At 66.6% G+C, this 19,540-nt stretch carries 15 protein-coding genes; 8 read left to right on the top strand and 7 right to left on the bottom strand.

Annotation, left to right across the window (positions count from 1 at the left end; all coding sequences use genetic code 11):
- Positions 1-131: 131 nt before the first annotated feature.
- Positions 132-1,613 carry a helix-turn-helix transcriptional regulator gene (locus tag GT613_RS11515; protein ID WP_009305011.1) on the bottom strand — a complete coding sequence of 494 codons (1,482 nt, stop codon included), beginning with the start codon at positions 1,611-1,613 and terminating at the stop codon, positions 132-134.
- A 705-nt stretch (positions 1,614-2,318) separates the two neighbouring features.
- Between GT613_RS11515 and GT613_RS11520 the strand changes: the two genes are divergently transcribed.
- The 4 genes from GT613_RS11520 (at position 2,319) to cysK (ending at position 9,082) form a co-directional block, all read left to right on the top strand.
- Positions 2,319-4,856, top strand: a complete 2,538-nt coding sequence (locus GT613_RS11520) for a ribonucleoside-diphosphate reductase subunit alpha (RefSeq protein WP_009608748.1) — start codon at positions 2,319-2,321, stop codon at positions 4,854-4,856.
- 360 nt (positions 4,857-5,216) lie between these two features.
- Positions 5,217-6,260, top strand: a complete 1,044-nt coding sequence (locus GT613_RS11525; RefSeq protein ID WP_009608766.1) for a ribonucleotide-diphosphate reductase subunit beta — start codon at positions 5,217-5,219, stop codon at positions 6,258-6,260.
- Positions 6,261-6,689: 429 nt separating this feature from the next.
- Complete coding sequence (locus tag GT613_RS11530) at positions 6,690-7,802, top strand: DUF3810 domain-containing protein (RefSeq protein ID WP_226844104.1); 1,113 nt, start codon at positions 6,690-6,692, stop codon at positions 7,800-7,802.
- 350 nt (positions 7,803-8,152) lie between these two features.
- Positions 8,153-9,082, top strand: coding sequence for a cysteine synthase A (gene cysK, locus GT613_RS11535; protein WP_009608725.1), 930 nt, complete (start codon positions 8,153-8,155; stop codon positions 9,080-9,082).
- A 61-nt stretch (positions 9,083-9,143) separates the two neighbouring features.
- Here cysK and proC read toward each other — a convergent pair whose 3' ends face one another.
- Positions 9,144-9,944, bottom strand: coding sequence for a pyrroline-5-carboxylate reductase (gene proC, locus GT613_RS11540; protein ID WP_009305003.1), 801 nt, complete (start codon positions 9,942-9,944; stop codon positions 9,144-9,146).
- A gap of 206 nt (positions 9,945-10,150) precedes the next feature.
- Positions 10,151-11,131, bottom strand: a complete 981-nt coding sequence (locus GT613_RS11545) for a bile acid:sodium symporter family protein (RefSeq protein WP_156732838.1) — start codon at positions 11,129-11,131, stop codon at positions 10,151-10,153.
- Positions 11,132-11,291: 160 nt separating this feature from the next.
- Here GT613_RS11545 and GT613_RS11550 point away from each other — a divergent pair, with 160 nt between their 5' ends.
- The 4 genes from GT613_RS11550 to GT613_RS11565 all read left to right on the top strand — a co-directional run bounded on the left by GT613_RS11550 (position 11,292) and on the right by GT613_RS11565 (position 15,074).
- Positions 11,292-11,795, top strand: coding sequence for an RNA polymerase sigma factor (locus GT613_RS11550; protein WP_086414803.1), 504 nt, complete (start codon positions 11,292-11,294; stop codon positions 11,793-11,795).
- Positions 11,792-12,631 carry a hypothetical protein gene (locus tag GT613_RS11555; RefSeq protein ID WP_086414802.1) on the top strand — a complete coding sequence of 280 codons (840 nt, stop codon included), beginning with the start codon at positions 11,792-11,794 and terminating at the stop codon, positions 12,629-12,631. Before GT613_RS11550 ends, GT613_RS11555 begins: the two co-directional genes overlap by 4 nt.
- Before the next feature lie 59 nt (positions 12,632-12,690).
- Positions 12,691-13,572 (top strand): ABC transporter ATP-binding protein, encoded by an 882-nt coding sequence (locus GT613_RS11560; RefSeq protein ID WP_161172627.1) that lies wholly within the window; start codon positions 12,691-12,693, stop codon positions 13,570-13,572.
- Between the two features lie 236 nt (positions 13,573-13,808).
- The gene (locus GT613_RS11565) at positions 13,809-15,074 is read left to right on the top strand and encodes an ABC transporter permease subunit (protein ID WP_114532966.1); all 1,266 of its coding nucleotides are present in this window, start codon (positions 13,809-13,811) and stop codon (positions 15,072-15,074) included.
- 171 nt (positions 15,075-15,245) lie between these two features.
- Here the strand turns inward: GT613_RS11565 and sufU are convergent, their stop codons facing one another.
- The 4 genes from sufU to sufB are packed head-to-tail and all read right to left on the bottom strand — an operon-like array spanning position 15,246 to position 19,540.
- Positions 15,246-15,680, bottom strand: coding sequence for a Fe-S cluster assembly sulfur transfer protein SufU (gene sufU, locus GT613_RS11570; RefSeq protein ID WP_114538234.1), 435 nt, complete (start codon positions 15,678-15,680; stop codon positions 15,246-15,248).
- Positions 15,673-16,899, bottom strand: a complete 1,227-nt coding sequence (locus GT613_RS11575) for an aminotransferase class V-fold PLP-dependent enzyme (protein ID WP_161172628.1) — start codon at positions 16,897-16,899, stop codon at positions 15,673-15,675. The genes sufU and GT613_RS11575 overlap by 8 nt, the downstream gene beginning before the upstream one ends.
- Positions 16,896-18,125 (bottom strand): SufD family Fe-S cluster assembly protein, encoded by a 1,230-nt coding sequence (locus GT613_RS11580; RefSeq protein ID WP_114513604.1) that lies wholly within the window; start codon positions 18,123-18,125, stop codon positions 16,896-16,898. Before GT613_RS11580 ends, GT613_RS11575 begins: the two co-directional genes overlap by 4 nt.
- Complete coding sequence (sufB, locus tag GT613_RS11585; RefSeq protein WP_009304993.1) at positions 18,125-19,540, bottom strand: Fe-S cluster assembly protein SufB; 1,416 nt, start codon at positions 19,538-19,540, stop codon at positions 18,125-18,127. The genes GT613_RS11580 and sufB overlap by 1 nt, the downstream gene beginning before the upstream one ends.

The raw sequence follows: 19,540 nt of genomic DNA on the forward strand, positions 1-19,540 counted from the left end.
GGCCCTCTCCCTTTGCGCCCGCGGGGCGGGCTGCGCAACGGTGCGTTGCGCTGAAAGCAGGGTGCGGGAAGACGCGCGGCCGCACAACGCGCAAATGACCTTATTTGCGAATATCAGGCAGGTCCCGTGATCTAGCGGGCTTGATCACGTGGTTCGGGTGATGCCGTCTGATCAGGTGAAAGAACCGAATCTATGAATTGCTGGCGATCGTGCACGTCCGCCTTCTGGTAGATGTGGCGCACGTGGGTGCCCACAGTGTTCTCCGATATGCTGAGACGCTCGGCGATCCAGGGCTGCGTGCGGCCGTACGCCAGCAGCAGGCCGATCTCGCGCTCGCGCGCAGTGAGGCCGATGCTGTCGAACCAGGCGTCGATGCGCTCTTCCTGGGTGGCGCGGTCGTCGCCGGAAAGGCTCGGCTGCTGGCGCCCCGTCAGCATCCACATGTCCTCGCTGCTGAGCAGCAGCACGGTGGCGATGACCACGAGGTAGCCAACCACGGTGGTCTCGGCCGCCACGTTGCCGTGCATCGTCTCGCCGTTGCCTACCAGCATGATGCCCGCGACGGCGCCCACCGGGTAGCACAGCACGGCCAGCAGCCGCATGAGCGCGATGGTTTTCAGCGGGTCGCGCGACTGCGCGTAGGCGATTTGCGAGAAGGCGACCCAGATGAGCAGGTCGAGGATCGTGTAGCCGCTGATGATGATGGCGCCCGACACCCAGAACAGGTTCGTGCCGAACAGAAACGCCATCAGCATGAAGCCGGCGATCATGGCCAGGAGCCCCACGCGGTACACCGCGCTTGCCCGGCGCCGTCCCAGCACGACGATGGCGAACACGAGCACCGCCGTGACGCCGCGCGCGACTTGCACGAGGATGCCGTTGGGATAGCCGTCGCTGGCGATAGGCGAGAACGAAACGAGGTGCTGCAGGTAGCCGAACCCGGTCATGACGAGGGCCACGGCGCACAACAGCATCATCGAGGTTCCGAGGTGCGCTTTCAGGCGCGAGCGGACGCTCCGCTTCGGCAGCGGGTCGACGGGGGCGGTGCGGCGGTACGTGCGCAACTGGGGGTCGATGCTCGCGAACAACGCGCCCGAGACGAGGGGCAGCAGCGCCGAGAACACGGCGGCGGCCTCGGGTATCATGAACAGAAGCGGCGCGTCGACGACGATGGCGCAGGCGAAGCCGCCGGCCACGTAGGGCGTCGCGCTCCGCTCGCCGTCGTGGCAGTACGCAGCGCCCCATGCCAGCTGGTAGGCTGCCATGAACGCGCCGGCGCAGGTTCCGCCGGCGACGAGCGCGATCCAGTTGAGGTTGATGCCGGCAAGCAGGAGCAGCAGCGAGCCCGCCGTGCCCAGCGCGGCGAACGCGAGCGGCACGCGCTTCTTCGCCAGCAGGCCGTTGCATGCGGCCGGCTTGGCCAGCGACAGCGCGAGCCACGGCAGGCTCAGACCGAACACGGCTATAGTGGCCATCTCGGCCATGAAGCCCTCGGCCTCCGGCCGGACGAAAAACATGCTCATGAACAACGCGTCGAGCCAAGCCCAGAAAAAAGCCGAGCCGATGATGATTTTGATGCCGGTCGTCCCGTGCACCCGTTCCAGCGATTTCATGCATCCCCTTCCCACGTATGCAGGATTATACCCCAGCAGCCGAACCGCACCTTCGCGCTTGGCAAGGCGTGCACTGCTCGTGACGGTTCTCGGAGCGAGGAGGCAATCGCCCGCAGGCGCAGGAGGTGGCCGACGAGTTGGGCATCGAAACCGTCGAGCCCCTCGTGGAGGGGATGTCGTGGGGGACGGGAGCTCCGTGGAAGTGGTCGTCGGCGCCGACTAGTACGATCGCGCGAAGAAGTAGGCGACCGCCCTGCTCGGTCGGGTTGGTTTCGCGACGGGTGCGACGGTTCCGCTCGCTTGATGTGCGGCGAAATCGGGTTTTTGGCAGTCATCGGGTTTTTGTCCGGAATGCCGCGAGGAAAAACCCCAGGTCGCGTTTTCCTGCGGTTTCGAAACGGCGAAAGAAACCGGGCTCAGACTGCCAAAAGCTCGATTTCGCCGCACATCGATCCTCCGGCTCGTCGCCCGGGGTCGCGTTCCCGTCGGCTGCGCGCTGCTTTCGGCCGTGAAGCTGCAGGTTGGCGGGCGACCGTTCTGCGTCGCCTGCCGTTTTTTGCGCGCTCGGCGGGTCAGTCGCCTTCGTCGATGTGGTGGGCGTTGCCTATCCGTTCCCCAATATGTTGCGATTTTTGTAACATATTGTGATACGATGGTCGCTCTCAAAACGCACCGCAATCGGAGAACGAAGGGCGAGACGACATCATGCAGATTTCCAAGCGCAACGGCACCGTGGAAGCCTACGAGGCTGGCAAGATCAAGCGCGCCATGGGCGCGGCCTTCGCCAGCGTGGGCACGGTGCTAGATGATGACGAGGCCGACCGCCTCATCGCGCGCATCGAGCGCGCGATGGCGAGCGCGGAGCAGGGCGAAGGCGGCTCCGTCTCGGTGGAGGACGTGCAGGATCTCGTGGAGCGCGCCCTCATGGAAGCGAACCATTACGAGGAGCTGAAAAGCTACATCCTGTACCGCGAGGACCGCGCCCGCAAGCGCGCCGCGCGCGAGCGTTTGTGCGCCCAGCTGCCGAGCGTGCCCGCGCTGCCGGGCGTGCTGGCGTCGGTGCAGAAGGAGTTCCCCGGCGAGGAGTACGAGCTTGCCCACCTCAGCGCCAAGTTCCAGTCGTTCGCCAAGCCCGACGCTGCCGACGGCCAGTTGCTGGCCATGCTGGTGAAGGCGGCGGTGGAGCTGACCACGCAGGAGGCGCCGCGCTGGGAGATCATCGCCGCGCGCCTGCTGATGGTGCAGTTCGATCGCGCGTTGGCCGAGCGCCTGGCCGCCCGGCACATCGAGACGTTCGCGCAGAAGGTGGCCTTCCTTACCGAGGAGGGCCTGTACGGCGACTACATCCTGCAGCATTACACGCCCGCCGAGCTGGACGAGGCGGCCGGCTTCATCGATCTTAGCCGCAACGACCTGTTCACCTACGCCGGCCTGCAGCTTTTGCTCGACCGCTACGTCATCCGCACGCATCAGGGCGCGCCGCTGGAGTCGCCGCAGGAGATGTTCCTCGGCATCGCGCTGCACCTTGCCATGGAGGAGCGCCCCGACGAGCGCATGGGGTGGGTGCGCCGCTTTTACGACATGCTGTCCACGCTGAAAGTGACCATGGCCACGCCCACGCTGTCGAACGCGCGCAAGCCGTTCCATCAGCTGTCGTCGTGCTTCATCGACACGGTGCCCGACAGCCTGGACGGCATCTACCGCAGCATCGACAACTTCGCGAAGGTGAGCAAGTACGGCGGCGGCATGGGCCTGTACTTCGGCAAGGTGCGCGCCAGCGGCAGCGCCATCCGCGGCTTCGACGGGGCGGCCGGCGGCGTCATCCGGTGGATCCGCCTGGCCAACGACACGGCCGTGGCGGTGGACCAGCTGGGCATGCGCCAGGGCGCCGTGGCGGTGTACCTCGACGCGTGGCACCGCGACCTGCCCGAGTTCCTGGCTCTGCGCACGAACAACGGCGACGACCGCATGAAGGCGCACGACGTGTTCCCGGCCGTGTGCTATCCGGACTACTTCTGGCAGCAGGCGCGCGACAACATCGAGGGCGACTGGTACCTCATGTGCCCGCACGAGATCCTCACGGTGAAAGGCTACGCGCTGGAGGACTGCTACGGCGAGGAATGGACGCGCAAGTACCTGGAGTGCGTGGCCGACGCGCGCATCAAGAAGCGCGCGATCCCCATCAAGGACGTCATCCGCCTCATCATCAAGAGCGCCGTGGAAACGGGCACGCCGTTCACCTTCAACCGCGACGCGGTGAACCGGGCGAACCCGAACAAGCACCGAGGCATGATCTACTGCAGCAACCTGTGTACCGAGATCGCGCAGAACATGGGCGCCATCGAGCAGCTCGAGCAGCGCATCGAGGACGTGGACGGCGAGCAGGTGGTGGTCACCGTGACGAAGCCGGGCGCGTTCGTGGTGTGCAACCTGGCCAGCCTGTCGCTGGGTCATATCGACATGGGCGATCCGCACGAGCTTGCGCACGTCACCGAAAGCGCGGTACGCGCGCTGGACAACGTCATCGACCTCAACTTCTTCCCGGTGCCCTACGCCCAGATCAACAATCGGCAGTACCGTCCCATTGGCCTGGGCGTGAGCGGCTACCACCATCTGCTGGCGAAAAGCGGCATCCGGTGGGAGAGCGAAGAGCATCTGGCCTTCGCCGAGCGCGTGTTCGGCGACGTGCATTACGCGGCGGTGCGCGCCAGCTGCGCCATCGCGCGGGAGAAGGGCGCGTACGGCTTTTTCGAGGGAAGCGGCTGGCAGACGGGCGAGTACTTCCGCGACCGCGGCCTTACGGACGGGCGCTGGGCCGAGCTCGCGCGCGACGTGGCCGAGCACGGCCTGCGCAACGGCTACCTGCTGGCCGTGGCGCCCACCAGCTCCACCAGCATCATCGCCGGCACCACTGCGGGGCTCGACCCGGTGATGAACCGCTACTTTTTGGAGGAGAAGAAGAACGGCCTCATGCCGCGTGTGGCGCCCGAGCTGTCGATGGACACGTTCTGGTACTACAAGAATGCCCACCTCATCGACCAGGCGTGGTCGGTGCGCGCCTGCGGCGTGCGCCAGCGGCACATCGATCAGGCGCAGAGCATGAACCTGTACATCACGAACGAGTACACGTTCAGGCGGGTGCTGGATCTGTACCTGCTGGCCTGGGAGGAAGGCATGAAAACCATCTATTACGTGCGGTCGAAGAGCCTGGAAGTGGAAGAATGCGAAGTGTGTTCGTCGTAGGTTGAACCTGGGGGACGGGAGGGGGTCCGGCATGTTCAGTCGCTGAGCTCCACCTGCGCGACGGCAGCCGGGGTGCGGTGCCCAGTCGCCGGGTTCCACCTGTGAGATGGGGCTGGGGGCAATGCCCAGTCGCTCAGACAGTCCTCGCTTCGCTGCGGAACTCGCTTGGTGGGCACCGCCCCCAGCCCCGACGTGATGGAACTCGCTTGGTGGGCACCGCGCCCCGGCTGCCTGCAAGCAGGTCGCTTGGTGAACGCGCCGAACCCCCTCCCTGATCGTGGTTCAACCTGACGGGCGTCGCTTCGCTCGCCCTTTGCGCCATTGTTCGTCCGTAGCTGATTTTCTGGAAGGAAGAGTTTTATGAGCCAGTTGAAGAAGAAGCCGTTGTTCAACCCCCTTGGCGACACCGATGTGCTGGATCGGCGGATGATCGGGGGGAATACGACGAACCTGAACGACTTCAACAATATGAAGTACGAGTGGGTGAGCGACTGGTATCGCCAGGCTATGAACAACTTCTGGATACCCGAGGAGATCAACCTCGGGGTGGACATAAAGGACTACCGCAAGCTGCCCGCGTCTGAGCGGCGCGCCTACGACAAGATCCTGTCGTTCCTCATCTTTCTTGACAGCCTGCAATCGGCGAACCTGCCTGCCGTGGGCGAGTACATCACGGCCAACGAGGTGAACCTGTGCCTGGCCATCCAGACCTTCCAGGAGACGGTGCACAGCCAGAGCTACAGCTACATGCTGGACACCATCTGCGAACCGCAGGAGCGCAACGACGTGCTGTACCAGTGGAAGGAGGACGAGCATCTGCTGGCGCGCAACGAGTTCATCGGCAACCTGTACAACCAGTTTCAGGACGACAAGAGCCCTGAGGCGCTCGCGCGCGTGCTGGTGGCGAACTACATCCTGGAGGGCGTGTACTTCTACAGCGGCTTCATGTTCTTCTACAACCTGGGGCGCAACAACCTCATGCCGGGGTCGGTGCAGGAGATCCGCTACATCAACCGCGACGAGAACACGCACCTGTGGCTGTTCCGCAACATCCTGTTGGAACTGAAAGAGGAAGAGCCGGAGCTGTTCACGCCCGAGCTGGTGGAGGAGTACCGCGCCATGATCAAGGAGGGTTGCGAGCAAGAGATACGCTGGGGCCACTACGCCATCGGCGACGAGGTGGCCGGCCTCAACAAGCAGATGGTGACCGACTACATCCAGTACCTGGGCAACCTGCGCTGCACGCAGCTGGGCTTCGAGCCTTTGTACGAGGGCCACGAGCGCGAGCCGGAGAGCATGTCGTGGGTGAGCCAGTTCTCGAACGCGAACATGATCAAGACCGACTTCTTCGAAGCCCGCAGCACCGCCTACGCCAAGTCGAGCGCCCTGGTGGACGACTTGTAGGGTGCGAGCCGCTCCCGCTTGCGCGCCCTCGTTGGCGGGAGTTTGGGCTTGCTCTCGGGTTGCCCGTCTCGGTCTGCCGTGCACGAAAAACGCTGCGCGCTGCACAAAAAACGCCGACGTATGGCTTTGGAAGGTCTTCGCGTCTATCTCCCGCATTGCGGCTGCGAGGGCCTGCGATCCTGATCGGGCATTTTGGGGACGCGCTGTCGACGGCTCTCAGCGTTCGGCCCCTACGATATCAAACGTCGCGGGTTTTTGTGCAGAAACGCCCGGGTTTCTTGCAGCGGTCCCGTCTGCGTCTGGCGCTACCCGCTCATCGCTTTGGGTGATGCGGTGAGGATGGTGGCGGGGGAGCGGTGCGCGTGCTTCGTCGGGCTATACTGTCACCCTATGGAAACCGACGAATCGAAACGGGGCATACGGAAGTTCTTGCTCAAGAGGATGCTGTTCGTACCGCTCGGCATCGTCGCGCTTGCGGCGACCTCGTACGCGCGGCAGCATCCCGATTGGGCGGAGCACGTGTACGCCCAGGGCGTGTACCCGGCGCTGTCCAGCGTCGTGGGATTTCTGCCGTCGCTTGTGAGCTTCTCGGTGGCCGAGTGGGTTGCGGCGCTGTTCCTGCTGTTCTGCGTGGGATACGTCGTGTACTGCGTCCGCAAGCTCGTCGTGAGCAAGGGCGAGCGCGGTACGGTCGCCTACCGTGCCGTCATGGGGGCTGTGTCCATCTGCTGCGTGGTGTATTTTCTGTTCACCGCTTTGTGCGGGCTGAACTACTACCGCTACACCTTCACCCAGCACACCGGCTACGATGTGGAAGAAGCCGACGCCGACGCGGCGCAGCGCCAGGAGGAGCTCGTGCGGCTCGCGTCCTCCCTGGCCGACGACCTGGGCCAGACGCGAGCGCAGCTGGGCGACGACGCGGACCTGTTCGACGCCGAGCCCGGCCAGTTCGAGCAGTACGCGCAGGAGTCGGTGGAGGCCATGCGGAAGCTGGCCGAGCAGTACCCGGTGCTGGATCGGCCGCTGTACTCGCCGCCGAAGCCGGTGCTCGCCTCCGAGCTGATGTCGTACGCGAACATCGGCGGCATGTTCTTCCCCTTCACGATGGAGTCGAACATCAACGTGGACAACCCGTTCTTCGTCGTTCCGTGGACCATGACCCACGAGCTGGCGCATCAGTGCGGCTTCATGCGCGAGGACGAGGCGAACTTCATCGCGTATTTGGCCTGCAAGCAGTCGGACGACGCGCTGATGCGCTACAGCGGCTACTTGCTGGCGTACGACAACGCCGTATCGGCGCTGAGGAAGGTGGATCCGGAGGCGGCGAAGGCGATCGGCTCGGGGCTGTCGGCGGCGGTGCGGCGCGATCTCGCCCAGCGCGCGGAGCACTGGGCGCAGTACGAGGGCCCGATCCAAGACGTCTCCAACGCCGCCAACGACACCTACCTCAAGGCGAACGACCAGGCCGACGGCATGCGCAGCTACGGCCGCATGGTGGACCTGCTGCTGGCCGAGCAGCGAGCCGAAGGGGAGGGCGCCTAGCCCCAGAACCCCGCTGCCTCCGCTTCTTGCAGGATGACCTCGGAGGCCAGCAGCGTGGCGTCGGCATCTCCTTCATCCGGGAAGCTCGTTCTGCGCTCTCGCGTTGCGAGGGCTCGATCTCCTGTTCTTCCCGACGGGCTCCATCGAATGGAAGAGCTATAATGACCGCGGATCGGTGGAAAAGCCTCGGTTGGATGCGGAAGGCTTCGAGATCGATGCCGTCGACAGCTGCTTGACTAATACATAGTGATACAGTAGGATTTAGTGCGACACATAGGGAACCCGCCGCGCGCGGGCATCGGTCGGCGCCCGCGCGGCGCGCGATCGGAAGACGGGAAAGCAGGCACATCATGACCGTGTACAAAAGCGTATCGGAGCTGATCGGCGGCACGCCTCTGGTGGAGCTGACGAACTACGAGAAGAACAACGACCTGGACGCTATCATCGTGGGGAAGGTGGAGTCGTTCAATCCGGCCGGCTCCGTCAAGGACCGCGTCGCTAAGGCGATGATCGACGACGCGCTGGCGTCCGGCAAGATAGACGCCGACACCGTGCTCATCGAGCCTACGTCGGGCAACACCGGCATCGGCTTGGCCGCCATCGCCGCCGCGCGCGGCATGCGCCTGATCATAGCCATGCCCGAGACGATGTCCGTCGAGCGTCGCAACCTCATGAAGGCCTACGGCGCCGAGCTGGTGCTGACCGACGGCGCGCTGGGCATGAAAGGCGCCATCGCACGCGCCGAGGAGCTGGCGGCCGAGATCCCCAACTCGTTCATCGTTGGACAGTTCACGAACCCGGCGAACCCGGCCGTCCACGAGGCTACCACGGGCCCTGAGATCTGGGAGGCCACGGGCGGCGACGTGGATATCTTCGTGGCGGGCGTGGGCACGGGCGGCACGGTGAGCGGCGCGGGCGCGTACCTCAAGCGCATGAACCCCGACGTGCAGGTTGTGGCCGTAGAGCCGGCCGCGTCGCCGGTGCTGTCCGAGGGGCGCGCGGGCGCGCACAAGATCCAGGGCATCGGCGCGGGCTTCGTGCCCGACACGCTGGACACCGCGGTGTACGACGAGGTGATCACCGTCGCCGACGAGGACGCGTTCGCGGTGGGTCGCGAGCTGGCGGCGAAGGAGGGCCTGCTCGTGGGCATCTCGTCGGGCGCGGCCGTGGCCGCCGCCACCCAGCTGGCGCGCCGTCCCGAGAACAAGGGCAAGACCATCGTCGTCATCCTCCCCGACACAGGCGAGCGCTACCTGACGACGGCCATGTTCGGCTTCTAGGCGTTAAACGAAGTCGAACGGGAAGGGGGNACAACGACGTTCTATTGGGTCGTGTGACGCCCTACTCGCCTTCGATGGCGTCGATGGCGTCGATCACGCATCCGCGGAAGCCGTCCTTCTCGAGCGCGGCCACGCCCTTGATGGTGGTGCCGCCCGGCGAGCACACGGCGTCCTTCATCGCGCCGGGATGCGTGCCGGTTTCCAGATGAAGCTTGGCGGTGCCCATCATCATCTGCGCCGCGAGGCGGTAGGCGGTGGCGCGCGGCAGGCCGTGCTTCACGCCGGCGTCGCCGAGCGATTCCAGGAACATCGCGGCGAACGCGGGGCCGCAGCCGGCGATGGAGCTGGCCGTGGACAGCAGTTTGCCGTCGACCCATTCGATGAGCGCGATCCGGCCGAACAGGTTCTCGAACGTCTGCAGCTGCTCGTCGGTGAGCGAGTGGCGCTGCTCGCAGGCGATCACGCCCGCGCCCACGGCGATGGGCGTGTTGGGGATGGTGCTGAGGTGACGGCTGTTCGGAGCGAGGACGCCCTCGTAGAACGCGAAGTCGCGCCCGGCGGCCACCGAGATCACGGCCTTGTCGGCAAGCAGGTCGCGCACCGGCTCCACCACCTGTTCGATGAGGTAGGGCTTCACCGCCAGGACGACGAAGTCGCTGGCTCTCACCACCTCGGCCGCCTCGCGGTAGGCGTTCACGCCGAGCTTCTCGGCCGAGGCCTGCAGTTTGTCGAAGTGTCCCGCGCACGCGTGGATGTGCTCGCCCGAAAGCGCGCCCGAGTCCACGAGGCCCTGCGCCATCGCCTGGGCCATGTTGCCGAACCCGATGAAGCCGAGCTCGATGCTGCTTGTGGTGTCCGCCATTATGTCCTCTTTCCGTCGGGCGTGCGTTCGCCGCGCGATGCTTTTCATGCTGGATTCGATTGTACGCCAGCGGCGCCCCGGCACCAAACGCCGATTTCGTGACGCGTGGTTCGGGCGGTGGAACGAGTGGCCTGCGCCCCATGCGCTAAGCCGGCAGGCTTCGTTCGTGTGCTTCGTGCGGGCCTTCCCGCGGCAACGTGCGCCCGCTACGCGGCAGCCTGTTCGACCTCGTCCGCCTCGACGGCGTCTTTGCCGGCCGAGCGGGCGAGAATGTTCGCGTACACTGCGCCGGAGATGTTGTGCCACACGCTGAACACGGCACCGGGCACCGCGGCCAGCGGCATGGCTGCGAAGTGCACCGTGGCGAGCGAGGTGGCCAAGCCGGAGTTCTGCATGCCCACCTCGATGGACAGCGTGCGCATCTGGGCCTTCGACAGGCGCAGCGCCCGCCCGGTCAGGTATCCCAGCGCGTAACCAAGCAGGTTGTGCAGCATCACCACGGCGATGACGAGCGGCCCCACCGTCAGCAGCTTCGCCTGGTTGGCGGCCACGACCGCCATAATGATGAGCGAGATGCCGATAACCGACACGAGCGGCAGGACGGCCGACGCGGCCTGAGCCGCCTTCTCGAAGAAGTAGTTGATGAGGAAGCCCAGCGCGATGGGCACGAGCACCACCTGCACGATGGACAGGAACATGTCCACAACGTTCACGTCCACGGTCTGCCCCGCGAACAGAAGCACCAAAAGCGGCGTGACGATGGGCGCCATGACGGTGGTGCACGCGGTCATGCCCACCGACAGCGCCACGTCGCCCTTCGCCAGGTACGTCATGACGTTGGAGCTGGTGCCGCCGGGGCACGAGCCCACGAGGATCACGCCTACGGCCAGCTCGGGCGGCAGCTGGAACACCATCGTCAGCAGAAACGCCAGCACCGGCATGATGACGAACTGAGCCAGGATGCCCACGACGACGGCCTTCGGCTTCGTGAACACCACCTTGAAGTCGGCCAGCTTGAGGGTCATGCCCATGCCGAACATCACGATGCCCAAAAGGATGTTCACGTAGCTGGTCTTCACGACTGCGGACACGGGAGCGGGAAAGACCAAGGCGATAATCGCGACGGCAAGCGCGATGATCGCCATGTACTTTCCCGCGAAGTCGCTGATCTTGGCAAGCGTCTTCACGGGGAATTCCTTTCTCGAAGGTGATAGGGTTGGGAAAGTATACCGCTTCGCTGGGCAAAGCACGAGGGGCATCCGAACGAATGCGTCCGGATTTTTCAGCCGAACCCGCACCAAACGATCGTAGGATTCGTTATAGAAGATAGAGGAGGTGAAGCGGGGCTTGAAGAACGGGCTGCGAGACGGCGAGGCGTTCGATCGCTTGGTCGAAGAGCATTACGACGACGTGCTGGCGTACTGCCGACGGCATGCGCCGTCCTACGACGACGCGCCGGACGTGGCGCAGGAGGCGTTCCTGCGCTTCGTGCGCAGCGGGCGTTCGCCGCGCGAGGGCAAGCCGCTCGCGTACCTGTTCACCATCGCGCGCAACCTTTGCATCGACGCCGCGCGGGTGCGGCGGCTTCCCGTCGGGCCTCTCGACGTGGACGTGCCCGACGGCTCGCCCGACGCCGACCCGGCGATGGCGATCGGGGGCGGCGAGGTGGGCGCGCTGGTTGACGCGCTCTCCCCTGAGCTGCGCGACGTGGTGGAGCTGCGCTTCGACCAAGGGTTCAAGGTGGGCGAGATCGCGGACGTGCTGGGGGTGTCGCGGTTCGCGGTGAACCGGCGGCTCAACCGTGCGCTCGCGGAGCTGCGGCGAGGGCTGGAAGGAAAGGACGAGGCATGAGCGACGTGGGAAAGCGGGACGTGGAGCGGCTGCTGCGGGCGCACTACCGCGCCGAGCGCGGCGCGCCGGACGAGATGTCGAAGGCGGCGGCCCTCGCCGCCGTGCGCGCGGCGGTGGCGTCGGAGCAGCGGTCGAGCGCGAGCGCGGAGGCCGCGGCGGGCGCAACCGTGGGCGAGCGGAGCCGTGAGGCGACGTTCGCCGGGTTCGTCGCCGCTCAGGCGCGCTTCATTCACCCGCGCGTATGGGTGGCCCAGCTCGCGCTCATGGCCGTCATGGCGGTCCTCTGCCTCCCGTCGAGCGGCATGGCGCACGGCATCCCGGTCGTCTCGGGCATGCTGGCGGCGGCGACGGTGCTCGTGGGCCTGCCCGAGCTGCTGGCCAGCGCTGCGCACCGCGTGGCCGAACTCGAGTACGCCTGCCGCTTCGACTGCCGCGCGGTCGCGCTGGCGCGGCTCATCGTGCTGGGGTGTTCGGACGTGGTGACGGTCACCGCCATCGCGCTCGCGGCGCCTGTCATGCTCGGCGCCGATCCCTTCGCGTCGCTCGTGCACGCGTGCGTTCCCTACTTCCTCTCGTGCGCGGGCGCGCTGCTCGTGGCGCGCCGCTGCCCTTCGTCGCAGGCGCTGGCGCTGTCGTGCGCGTGGGCGCTGCTGGTGATCGTGGGCACGTATGCGGCGTTCTCCCTCGTCCCCGATGCGTACGCCCAGGCGTCGACATGGGCATGGGCGCTTGTGGCGGCGGGCTCGCTCGGCTGGGCCGCGCACGAGGTGCGCACGTGGATTCGCGGCATCGAGGGCGGCCTTGACGTGTTCGCCCCCGCGTCGGCTGCCCGATGAGCCCGGCGATGCCGGCGAATCCCGGAATTCGACGACTCTATGATGACAAGGAGCATGGCATGGACCTGACGATAGACCGCCTGACCAAGCAGTTCGGATCGAAGATCGCGGTCGACCGCGTGTCGACCCGGTTGACGCCCGGCGTGTACGGCCTTCTGGGAGCGAACGGCGCAGGCAAGACCACCCTCATGCGCATGGTGTGCGACGTGCTGCGCCCCACGTCCGGCGAGATACGCTTCGACGGCCGCGACGTGCGCCTGCTCGGCGACGAGTACCGCGCCCGGCTGGGCTACCTTCCGCAGGACTTTGGCTACTACCCCGACTTCTCGGCGCTCGACTTCATGTGCTACCTGGCGGCGCGCAAGGGGCTCGATCGCCGCGCGGCGCGCCGCCGCTCGCTCGAGCTGCTGGAAACGGTGGGCCTCGCCGACGTGGCGCGGCAGAAGGTGCGCACGTTCTCGGGAGGCATGAAGCAGCGGCTGGGCATAGCGCAGGCCGTGCTGAACGACCCGGCGGTGCTGGTGCTCGACGAGCCCACGGCCGGGCTCGACCCGAAAGAGCGCGTGCGGTTCCGCAACCTCATCGCCAGCTTCGCGCAAGACAAGATCGTCATCCTGTCCACGCACATCGTGTCGGACGTCGAGTACATCGCCGACGAAATCCTCGTCATGCGCGCGGGTGCGTTCATCATGCAGGGCGCGCCGACGGATATCGTCGCGACGGTGACGGGCAAGGTGTGGGAGTGCCATGTGGACGCGCGCCGCGCCGACGAGCTGGCGGCTGCGAGCTGCGTGAGCAACGTCCACTACGCTGCCGACGGGCACGCGGTGGTGCGCGTCGTGGCCGACGAGGCTCCGGTGGCCGGCGCGCGGGCGCTCGATCCCACGCTGGAAGATGTGTACCTGTACGTGTTCCGCGACGAGGTGGTTCCGCTGTCCTGACGGACAGCGGAACGTGCCGACGCTGCGAAGCGTCGATGCACTTGATCTCGCCTCTTTTTGCTCTGCCGCAGCGAAGCTGCGCAGAGCGCGCCCGCTCGGGCGCATAGTGTGGCACTGAACAAGCCACTGGCTTGTTCAGCACGTGCGAAGCACGCTCGGCCGCGAAACGGGGCGATCTCGAGCACCTCGACGCTTCTCGCTGACTTTTATTCAACTGGTGAGAGAAGGAATATACCATGCTTGATCTGGTGAGATTCGAACTCAAGAAGCTGCTCGTGCGCCGCACGTCGCTCATTGCCTGCGCAGGCATCCTCGTGATGCTGTGCGGCATCATGGCGCTCAACGTCGCGCAGACGAGGACGACATCGAACGCCGACGAGGTGCTGACCGGCACCGCCGCCATCGCGCATCAGAAGGAGAAGGCCGTCGCGCACGAGGGCGTGCTGGACGCCGATCGCGTGCGGGAAGAGGTGGCCGCCTACCGGGCGCTCGCGTTCTCGAAGGTGGATCCCGCCGACGTGGCCGGCCTGAGCGACGACGCGGCGTACGCGCTCATGAAGCAGGCGTACGGCGAAGACGAGTTCCGCATGCTGTACGACCCGTATTACGTCTACCTGTTCTCGCCGTGGAAGGCAGGCGCCCTCGAGCCGTACCAGGTGGCGGCGCAGCTCGACGACGGCGCCGCCGACGGGTTCTACGAAGCCATCGCGGGCAAGCTACAGCGCACGCTCGACAACGGCATGGGCGGTACGTGGACGTATTCCGATGCCGAGCGCGCGTACTGGACGGAGAAGCAGGATGGGGTGGGCGAGCCTTTGGCCTACGGGTACGCGGGCGGATGGAGCGACGTGCTGGCATGCCTCGGGTTCTTCGCCTTCGCGATGGTGGCCGTCTGCATCGCGCTCACGCCCGTGTTCTCGGGGGAGTACCAAGACCGCACCGACGCCGTGCTGCTCTCGTCGCGTTACGGCCGTTCGAAGCTGGTGGCGGCGAAGATCGTCGCCGCGCTCGCCTTCGCCACGGCCTACTTCGCGCTGGCGACGCTCATCATCATGGGCATCGCGCTCGCGTTCTTCGGCGCCGAGGGCGGGGACTTGCCGGTGCAGGTGCTGTCGCTGTCCATCCCGTACGACCTCACGATGGCCGAGGCGACCTGGACGGCGGTGGGGATAGCCTACCTCATGACGCTGGGGTTGGCGGGTCTCACGCTGCTGTTGTCGTCGAAGCTGCGCTCCCAGCTGGCCATCTTCGCCGCCTGTGCGGCGCTCATCTTCCTCACGGGCATGATCCCCTCCGGCGGCAACGCCGTGCTGCTGCACGCGCTGTACCTGTTCCCGATCAACGGCTTGAACGATCAGGTGCTGTTCAACTCGCTCGTATCGTATCCGGTCGGGTCGTTCGTAATCGACCTCATAGGTCTGCTCGCGTGCGTCTACGCCCTCGTGCTGGCGGCGTGCGTGCCCCTGGCCGCCTGCGCGTTCAGGCGGCACCAGGTGGTGTGAGCGAGCATGCGGGGCGCCCTGCGCGAAGGGCGCCCCGCGATGGGAGAGCTTACAGGTCTTCGAAGAGGTCGGCGGTTGAAACAAGAAGCAGGTCGTTGCGCAGAATAGCGTACTCACGAGTATCTGGCTCGCGAGTGCGCTATTGAGGAAGCGTTTTGCGTGGTAGAGGGGTTATGCTTGCGCCAGTTGCTGGTCCAGCAGCTTCTCCAGCGTTCTCCAGGCCAGCTCGGCGCATTTGACGCGGGCGGGCATGCGGGCGATGGATTCGAGCTCGGCGGCTTCGTCGAGGTCGGCGCGCTCCTCGTCGGTGAGCGGGCGTCCCTTGATCATGTCGAGGTAGAGGCCGCTTAAGCGGCGCGCTTCGCCCACGGTCTCGCCGGTGACGAGGTCGGCCATCATGTCGGCCGCCGCCTGGCTCACGGCGCAGCCGTGGCCGGTGAAGGCGGCCTCCTCTATACGATCGCCTCTCAGGCGCAGCGACAGCGTCAGCTCGTCGCCGCAGCTGGGGTTCACGCCGTCGTGCGTGCAGGTGGGCTCGTCCATCTGGTACTTGTAGTCGGGATGCGCGTTGTGCTCCATGAGCGCCGCGGTGTAGATGCTAGCCATTGAAGGTCCTCCAAACGCCGTCCAGGCCGTCGCCGCGCGCGTCGATGTCGCCCTCGTCGTTGTAGAACGCCAGCGACGCGCGGCAGCACGACTCCACGCCCTGCCACGCCAGCAGCGGCTGGGCGCAATGGTGCCCGGCGCGGATGGCCACGTCGTGCTCGTCGAGGATGCTGGCCACGTCGTGCGGGTGGATGCCGTCCACCTCGAAGCTGATGGCGCCGTGGTGCTGCGCCGGGTCGGGGTGGCCGATGATGCGGATGTAGGGCAGCGCCGCCAGACGTTCCATGGCGGCGCGCACGAGCGCTTGCTCGCGCGCCTGCAACGCGTCCCAGCCGATGCCCTCGAGGTAGCCCAGCGCGGCGGCCGTCGCCACGATGCCGGCGGCGTCCTGCGTGCCGGCCTCGAACTTCTCGGGCACGGGCGCCCACACGGCCCCTTCCTGCGTGACCGACGAGATCATCTCGCCGCCCGTGAGGAACGGCGGCATGGCCTCCAGCAGGTCGAGCTTGCCCCACAGCACGCCCACGCCGAAGGGCCCCAGCGCCTTGTGCGCTGAGAACGCGAAGAAGTCACAGCCGAGCTTCCGCACGTCGACGGGCAGGTGCGGCACCGATTGCGCGCCGTCAACCACCATGAAGCCGTCGTGCGCATGCACGCGCTCGGCCATGGCCTCGATGGGGTTCTCGATGCCGAGGACGTTCGACACGTGGGCGGCCGCGACGATCTTGGTGCGCGGTCCGATCTTCGCGTCCAGCTCCTCCTCGCCGATTACGCCGTCCTCGTCGGGGAACAGGTACACGAGGCGCGCGCCCGCCGCGCGGCACGCCTGCTGCCAGGGGATGAGGTTCGAGTGGTGCTCCATGATGGTGATGCATACCTCGTCGCCGGGCTCCAGCACGGTGGGAGCGAACGCTTTCGCCACGAGGTTCAGGGCCTCGCTGGCGTTGCGGCAGAACACGACCTCGCGCGCATCGGCGGCGCCGATGAAGCGCGCGACGTGGGCGCGGGCCTCGTCGATGGCCTCGGTGGCGTCCACCGACAGGCGATAAAGGCCGCGCAGGGCGTTCGCGTTCATCTTCTCGTAGAAGCGGCGCTGCGCGTCGAGGGCGACGGCAGGGCGCTGGGCCGTGGCTGCGCTGTCGAGGAAGGCGAGGCCGGGGTTGGCCGCCAGCAGGGGGAAGTCCTGCTTGTAGGGGTTCGCGGCTATGTCGATGCTCATGCGACGGCCTCCTCGATCTCGATGCCGCGGGCGGCGGCGAGGCGGGTTACGGATGCGCGGGTGCGCTGGTCGGGCGCGTTGATGGCCGCTTCCTCGAAGGAGGCGGTGATGAACAGGCGCTCGGCGTCGTCCGGCGAGATACCGCGGCTGGCCAGGTAGAACAGCTGCTCGGGACGCACATGGCCGATGGTGGCGCCGTGGTTGCCGGCCACGTCGTCCTCGTCGCAGAGGATGACGGGCACGGTGCGGTTCGCCACGCGCTCGTCGGCAAGCAGCACCGTCTCCTGCTCGGAGCCGACGGAACCCTTGCAGCCGTGCACGAGCTCGATGGTGCCGCGCAGCGTCTTCTCCGATTCGCCCGCCAGCACGCCGTTCGCGTCGAGGTTGCACACGGTGCGCCGTCCTCGCTGGTGCGCGACGTAGTTGAAGTCGCGCTGCTGGGAGGCATGCCCCAGGTAGCGCGTGTCGATGTCGAGGCGCGCGTCGTCGCCGCGCAGGTCGGCGTCGAGCCCCGTGTACGCGCGGCCCGCGCCCAGCACGGTGTGGCGCACCTGCACGCGGGCGCGCTCGCTAGCTACGATGCCCGCGTCGTCGAGCGCGATCCATCCGTCGTCGAGCGTCTGCGTGACGGCGACGTCCACCCGCGCATCGGCGCCGGCGAACACGCGCAGTCGCACGCCCACGACGCCCGCGCCCGGCGCGGGCGAATCGAGCGCGACGGCCAGCGACAGCGACGAGCCCGGAGCGGCCACGACGTCGACGGCGGCCGCGTTGGCCGCGCCGTCCACGCCTTCGACGCGCACTGTTGCGCAGGTGCGCTCGTCAGGGCGCGTGGCCAGCACGACAGGCTCGCCCGCCACGAACTCGAGGTATTCGCGCGCTTCGTCGCCCATGCCGGTGGTGAAGACGTCGGCAGGGGAGAGGTAGCGGTTCTCGAGCGCCTGAAGCTGGTAGGCTGAGAGCGCGGGAGCGTCGAGCCCCTCCATGGCAGCACCCTCCTCTGAGGCGGCTCCGCCCTCCGCGGCCATGGGGGCGCAGGCGTCCAAGGAAAGGAGTGCGCGGTCGAACGCATCCGCTTCTCCCCACAGCCCTTCCTCGCACGACACTTCCACCTGCTGGGCGGCTGCAAGGCCGCTCGGCAGCTCTATGTCCACGTCGTTGACGTGCAGGCGATGCCAGGTGGGGGCGGGCATCGCGTTCGCGTGTTCTATCGTGAGGGTTCCCATTATCCGATGGCCCCTTCCATTTCTAGCTTGATCAGGTTGTTCATCTCCACGGCGTACTCCAGCGGCAGTTCCTTCGACACGGGGTCGGCGAAGCCGTTCACGATCATCGTGCGCGCCTCTTCCTCCGACACGCCGCGGCTCATCAGGTAGAACACCTTATCGTCGCCGATGCGCCCGATGGTGGCCTCGTGGCCGATGTCCACGTGCTTGCAGCGGATGTCCATGGCCGGGATGGTGTCCGACCGGCTGATGTCGTCCAGCATAAGCGACTGGCACGACACGCTGGCGGCCGCGCCCCGCGCGTTCTCGGTGGCCACGATGGACGAGCGGAACGTGGAGGCGCCGCCGCCCTTCGAGATGGACTTCGTCTCCACGGTGGCCGACGTGTCGGGCGCGGCCAGCACCACCTTGCAGCCGGTGTCGAGGTTCTGCCCTGCGCCGGCGAACGTGATGCCGGTGAAGCTGCTGGTCGACTTGCGCCCGGCCAGGATGGACATGGGGTAGAGGTAGCCCACGTGGCTGCCGAACGACCCGCTGATCCACTCGACGGCGCCGCCCTCCTGCACCACGGCGCGCTTCGTGTTGAGGTTGTACATGTTCTTCGACCAGTTCTCGATCGTGGAATAGCGCAAGGACGCGCGCTTGCCCACGAACAGCTCCACGGCTCCGGCGTGCAGGTTCGCCACGTTGTACTTCGGCGCCGAACAGCCTTCGATGAAGTGCAGGCTGGCGTCGTCCTCCACGATGATCAGCGTGTGCTCGAACTGTCCTGCGCCCTTCGCGTTCAGGCGGAAGTAGCTTTGCAGGGGGAAGTCCAGCTTCACGCCCTTCGGCACGTAGACGAACGAGCCGCCGCTCCACACCGCGCCGTGAAGCGCGGCGAACTTGTGGTCGGTGGGCGGGATCAGCGTCATGAACTTCTCTCGGATGAGCGCCTCCCACTTCGGCTCGCGCAGCGCCTCCTCGATGCCGGAATAGACGATCCCCATGTCGGCAGCCGTTTTCTGCATGTTGTGGTACACCAGCTCGGAGTCGTACTGCGCGCCGACGCCGGCCAGGTAGGCGCGCTCGGCCTCAGGGATGCCCAGCCGGTCGAACGTGTTCTTCACATCGTCGGGGAGGCTTTCCCAATCGGCCTGCTGGTCGGTGGCGGGCTTCACGTACGTCACGATGTGATCCATGTCGAGGCCTTCGAGGCCGGGGCCCCAGTCGGGCGCCTCCATGCGCTGGTAGGTGTCGAGCGCCTTGAGGCGGAAGTCGAGCATCCAGGACGGCTCGTCCTTCTTGGCCGAGATCTCGCGGACGATGTCGGGCGTGAGGCCTGCGTCGAGCCGGAGGGACGGGTCGGTCGCGTCGCTGATGTCGTACAGCGTGCGGTCGACGTCCTCCACATAGGTTCGGAACTCTTTAGTCAT

It is taken from the genome of Eggerthella sp. BIOML-A4 (assembly GCF_009875575.1).
Lineage (GTDB): Bacteria > Actinomycetota > Coriobacteriia > Coriobacteriales > Eggerthellaceae > Eggerthella > Eggerthella lenta.

Excerpts from the sequence above, each read along its gene's own strand:
- GT613_RS11575 (WP_161172628.1), bottom strand. The coding sequence starts at position 16,899 with ATGAGCATCGACATAGCCGCGAACCCCTACAAGCAGGACTTCCCCCTG.
- GT613_RS11580 (WP_114513604.1), bottom strand. The coding sequence starts at position 18,125 with ATGGGAACCCTCACGATAGAACACGCGAACGCGATGCCCGCCCCCACC.
- GT613_RS11520 (WP_009608748.1), top strand. The coding sequence starts at position 2,319 with ATGCAGATTTCCAAGCGCAACGGCACCGTGGAAGCCTACGAGGCTGGC.
- GT613_RS11560 (WP_161172627.1), top strand. The coding sequence starts at position 12,691 with ATGGACCTGACGATAGACCGCCTGACCAAGCAGTTCGGATCGAAGATC.
- GT613_RS11555 (WP_086414802.1), top strand. The coding sequence starts at position 11,792 with ATGAGCGACGTGGGAAAGCGGGACGTGGAGCGGCTGCTGCGGGCGCAC.
- GT613_RS11525 (WP_009608766.1), top strand. The coding sequence starts at position 5,217 with ATGAGCCAGTTGAAGAAGAAGCCGTTGTTCAACCCCCTTGGCGACACC.
- sufB (WP_009304993.1), bottom strand. The coding sequence starts at position 19,540 with ATGACTAAAGAGTTCCGAACCTATGTGGAGGACGTCGACCGCACGCTG.
- GT613_RS11515 (WP_009305011.1), bottom strand. The coding sequence starts at position 1,613 with ATGAAATCGCTGGAACGGGTGCACGGGACGACCGGCATCAAAATCATC.
- cysK (WP_009608725.1), top strand. The coding sequence starts at position 8,153 with ATGACCGTGTACAAAAGCGTATCGGAGCTGATCGGCGGCACGCCTCTG.
- proC (WP_009305003.1), bottom strand. The coding sequence starts at position 9,944 with ATGGCGGACACCACAAGCAGCATCGAGCTCGGCTTCATCGGGTTCGGC.
- GT613_RS11565 (WP_114532966.1), top strand. The coding sequence starts at position 13,809 with ATGCTTGATCTGGTGAGATTCGAACTCAAGAAGCTGCTCGTGCGCCGC.
- sufU (WP_114538234.1), bottom strand. The coding sequence starts at position 15,680 with ATGGCTAGCATCTACACCGCGGCGCTCATGGAGCACAACGCGCATCCC.